This is a genomic window from Kitasatospora sp. NPDC058965, assembly GCF_042741245.1.
Classification (GTDB): Bacteria; Actinomycetota; Actinomycetes; order Streptomycetales; family Streptomycetaceae; genus Kitasatospora.
In genome coordinates, this window is the sequence record NZ_JBHYKG010000584.1 from 1 (window position 1) to 1,732 (window position 1,732).

At 80.1% G+C, this 1,732-nt stretch carries 1 protein-coding gene; it reads left to right on the forward strand.

All coding sequences use genetic code 11. From position 1 onward, the window contains the following. On the forward strand, positions 1-1,622 hold a 1,622-nt coding region (locus ACFW1A_RS40375; protein WP_380418701.1), incomplete at its 5' end, for an ATP-binding domain-containing protein. Positions 1,623-1,732: the final 110 nt, after the last annotated feature.

Here is a 1,732-nt window from a genome sequence, read left to right on the forward strand (position 1 = left end):
TCCCGGGCCTGGCCGCCGCCGCGGCCGGGGCCTTCGGCGAGGCGGCCGCCGAGACGCTGCGCACCGACCCGTGGGCCCTGCTGGCGCTGCCCGGGGTCCGCCCGGACCAGGCCGACGGCTTCGCCCGCACGCTGCTCGGCCCGGCCGCCGGCCCCGGCGACCCGCGGCGCGGGCAGGCGCTGGCGGTCTGGCTGCTGGAGCAGGCGGCGCTGCGCGGCCACTCCGCCCAGCCGGCCGTCGAGTTGGGCGAGGGGCTGGCCAAGCTCGGGGTGCCCGAGCCGGAGCAGGCGCTGCAGGAGGCGGTGGCCGAGGGCCGGCTGCTGCCGTTCCAGGAGCTCGAACCCGGCCACCGCCCGGCGGCCGAGGACGAGGAACCGCCGACCCGACTGCTGCTCGCCCTGGAGCGGCTGGCGATGGCCGAGGACGCCGCGGCCGAGGGCCTGGTCCGGCTGATCTCCACCTTCGAGCCGCGGCTGGACGAGTCCTGGGACCAGGCCGCCGCCGGGGCCTCCGCCTCCGGCGCCGCGCTGATCCGCGCGGTGGCCGGCTCCGGCCTGGTGCTGCACACCGGCGACGCGGCCGCCCGGGCCGAACTGGCCGAGCTGCTGACCGCCGCGCGCGGGCTCGGCCTGCGGGTGCGCGCCGCCGCCTGGACCGAGCACGGTCGGGCGGCCCTGGCCGATCCGGACTCGGTCACGCTGGAGGCGCTGCTCGGGCCCGGCGGCGTCGACCGGGCCGAGGACGGCACCCTGGAGCTGGACCTGCTGGTCGTCCAGGACGCCCCGCTGCTGGACCTGGAGCGGGCCGCCACGCTGGTGGAGGCGCTGGCCGACAGCACCCGGCTGGTGCTCAGCGGCGACCCGGCCCAGCTCTGGTCCAGCGGGCCCGGGCGGCTCTTCGCCGACCTGCTGGCCGCCAAGGCCTGCCCGGTCGTCGCCTCCCGCACCCCCGACCTCGGCCCGATCGGCGAGCTGGTCTCCGGCATCGGCATCGGCGAGCTGAACGCCGTCGAGGCGCCGGACAAGGAGGTGGTGATCCTCACCGCCCGGGACGCCGGGGAGGCCGTGCACCGGGCCGTGCAGCTGCTCACCGACTCCATCCCGCGCGCGCTGGGCATCCCGGTCGAGCAGACCGTGCTGCTCACCCCCGGCCACGGCGGCGCGGCCGGCACCCGGGCGCTGAACGCGGCTGCCAAGGCGAAGCTCAACCCCGGCCCGGGCCGGTTCGGCGGCTTCGACCCGGGCGACCGGGTGGTCCACTCCCCGCTGCCCGGGGTGAGCCACCCCGGGACGGTGCGGGGCGGTGAGCCGGCCGGGCTGCGGGTGGCGCTGGCCGACGGGACCGAGCTGCTGCTGCCGCCCGACGGGCTGGACCGGCTGCGGCACGGCTGGGCGCTGACGGTCCACCAGGCGCTGGGCCGGCGCTGGCCGGGCGCGGTGGTGGTGCTGCCGGAGGACGCGGCCGCCGGGCTGACCCGCCAGTGGGTGTACACCGCCTTCGGGCGGGCCGAGCGCCACCTGTCCGTGGTGCACGCGGCCGGCCCCGCACTGGGGCAGGCGGTGGCCGAGCGCCCGGGCGCGCCGCGCACCACCCGGCTGCGCGGGCTGCTCGCCGAGGAGTGACCGCCGGGCGGGGCCGGGCGGACCGTACCGGACAGGCGGTGCCGGACACGGGAGGGGCCGGGGGGGGCGGGGCCCCCCGCCCCCCCCCCGGACCCCCCACCCCACGCGCA